This window comes from Streptococcus sp. WM07 (assembly GCF_004570525.1).
In the GTDB taxonomy this organism is placed as follows: domain Bacteria; phylum Bacillota; class Bacilli; order Lactobacillales; family Streptococcaceae; genus Streptococcus.
In genome coordinates this window covers 1-2,548 of record NZ_SPPZ01000096.1, presented here as the reverse complement: position 1 = coordinate 2,548, position 2,548 = coordinate 1, and the positions used below count along the sequence as shown (strand labels likewise).

The 2,548-nt window shown below is 39.2% G+C and carries 2 protein-coding genes; one reads left to right on the top strand and one right to left on the bottom strand.

Annotated features, from left to right (window positions below):
- Positions 1-214, bottom strand: a 214-nt coding sequence (locus tag E4T71_RS08405) for a helix-turn-helix domain-containing protein (RefSeq protein WP_135038875.1), incomplete at its 3' end; no start/stop codon positions are given.
- A gap of 493 nt (positions 215-707) precedes the next feature.
- Between E4T71_RS08405 and E4T71_RS08400 the strand changes: the two genes are divergently transcribed.
- Positions 708-2,078, top strand: a complete 1,371-nt coding sequence (locus E4T71_RS08400; protein WP_135038874.1) for a polysaccharide deacetylase family protein — start codon at positions 708-710, stop codon at positions 2,076-2,078.
- Positions 2,079-2,548 lie beyond the last annotated feature (470 nt).

The following is a 2,548-nucleotide window of genomic DNA, read 5'->3' as shown; positions in this document are numbered from 1 at the left end:
TAAGGAGTGCCTCTAAACCTCCTTCTAGATAACGGTTCAATAAGTTTCGTACAGTTTGATGAACAAAACCTACTGATTTAGCTACTGTTGTTAAATTCTGACATTCAGAGTAGAGAATGAGAGCTTGAATTTTCCTATGGTGCTGTGCATTCTTTTTATCTTTCAGGGCTTGCTTCAATTCGCTAATTTGATATTCATTTAGTTCGACTTTCATACCTTATAGTATACAGCTATTTTTGTTTTTTGTTAAGTATAATAGTAAGAGAAACACATGAAGCTAATTAGTTCTCATAAAATCTCAGAATCTGTTCTTAACAAGGTTCTTTGATAAATGCTGACTGTATTTTCACTGTTTTTCCTAGTCATGAATCGGAACATTTTCAAGCAGGCCGATTTTGACATTAGTTGGAGATAAGCTAAGTACAGATGTGAAGATGTAGTTGTAGAGGATTAGGTTTGGATTATTACGGAGACTACTGTAGAATGGATAGCTGTGAAGGCAGTCGTCTATATTTATAACGGTTTAAAATCTGATTCCTAACTCTCTATATTTACGATGTACTCATCTTGTAAACAAGAAGGAGGAGTATGTTATCGGTTTTTTCTAGAATCATTTGAATATTACCTCTATCTATCGTACAATAGAGGTTATGAAACTAAGAGTGAGGGTTTGATTTGTGAGAAAGATTAGTCCAAAGAATTGGTTGATGTTTGTATTATTTCTGGGAATGTTGGTAGCTGCTTTGTTGCTCCTCCCGATGGTTCCCGAGCAGTTTGATCGGTGGCAGGCGTCCTCCAAGATTGAACAACTTAAGCAGGAAAATGCAGCCTTGGCCAAGAAGTCCAAGAGTGCCAAGCAGTACGGTCGTATTGGTCGGGCTGAAGTGGTAGCTTATTACCCTAGTAACCTAGAAGCCAGCACCAATCAGCAAATTCAAGATTTAATTTTAGCGGACACTCAGACCTTGAATCCTGAAGGTGAGGATAAGGATTTGAATGCTTTGATTTTTTATCTAGTGGATAAAGAAGAAGGGGCTTTTGTCAATCCCCAGCAGATTAAGCTGGTGAAAAGGGAGTATCCTGTTTCCCCAACCTATGTAGGAACTGAGAAAGAAACAACTCTCGCTTCTTACTACTATACAGATGAAGGTGAACAACTTCGCTTGGATCAGCTCTTCCAAGATCCGGAAGCAGCCCACTCAAAAATGTTGGATATGATTAAGGCCAACCTTCTATCCCAGAATTTAAATGCTGATCGAGTGGCAGAAGTGATTGAAAGCTTACAATACACAGACTTGGCAGATTGGGATTTCTACTATGATAAAAAGAGCTTCTGGATTCAACTCCCTCAGACTGTCGGGGAGGTTAAGCAGGTGGCGGTGCCTTTAACCATCTTGTTTGATGTCATCAATCCAGATATGCTTAAAGGGGCGGATGCGGAATCCTACCAAGATTATACAGCTCCCTCAACCAAGAAAGTGATAGCTCTTACCTTTGATGATGGGCCAGATACCCAGCTGACACCTAAGTTATTGGACATTTTAGAGAAGGAAGAAATTCCTGCAACCTTCTTTGTTCTTGGACGAAATGTAGCGGGAAATGAAAAGATTCTTCGACGGATGAACAAGCAAGGATCAGAAGTTGCTAACCATACCTTCAACCATCCGAATCTGCAACTGATGACAACAGATAGTGCTTTGGCTGAGATTCGTGAGACTCAGAGTGAGATTAAACGGGCAACGGGAATTGATTCCAAACTCTTCCGTCCACCGTTTGGAAATTATACAGCTCAGACTCAACTGTATGCAGGTTTACCGACAATTCTGTGGTCCGTAGATACTTTAGACTGGCAGAACCACAATCCAGAAATGATTTTGGAACAAGTTAAGACCTATGCGCGACCTGGTGGTATTGTCCTTATGCATGATATTCATAAAGAAACAATTGATGCTGTACCGGCAGTTATTGATTATCTAAAGGAAGAGGGCTATGAATTTGTGACCGTCACAGATCTACTCAAAACTAAAGGCATTGATCCCCAAGGGATTTATTATGATCGTGATGGTTTGGGTGAGTAAGACAAAAGCAAGATATTTTACTTTATTAGATTGTAGATAAAGTCTCTAGATTAGCTATTCTAGAGGCTTTTTCTAATCTGAAGGCATATAGTGGAGATGGAGAAAATACTGAGAACTAAAGAGGCCTAGTTATGTTTAAGCTAACACTCGTTCATGTGGAGGGAAGAGATAATTGAGCGATTATATGGGACAGCTAAGGAATTTCACCATTTTAGATTTATAAGAAAGATTGGGAAGTCCGAAATAAGTGATAAGCTTGGGCTTACTTTGACATACTTAAGTATCAAAAAGCGTAAGCGCCCAATAACAAGGTATCTTTAACCGAACTAGAAATCTAGCTATACTTATAAATCATCAGGATGGAGATTGATATGGTAGATTCTCGCTCGTTCACTAGGATAAATTTATGCGATTTAGGTCGGGTTCATTTGATAACTGGTAAAACAGATATGAGGCAAGGAATTGATTCC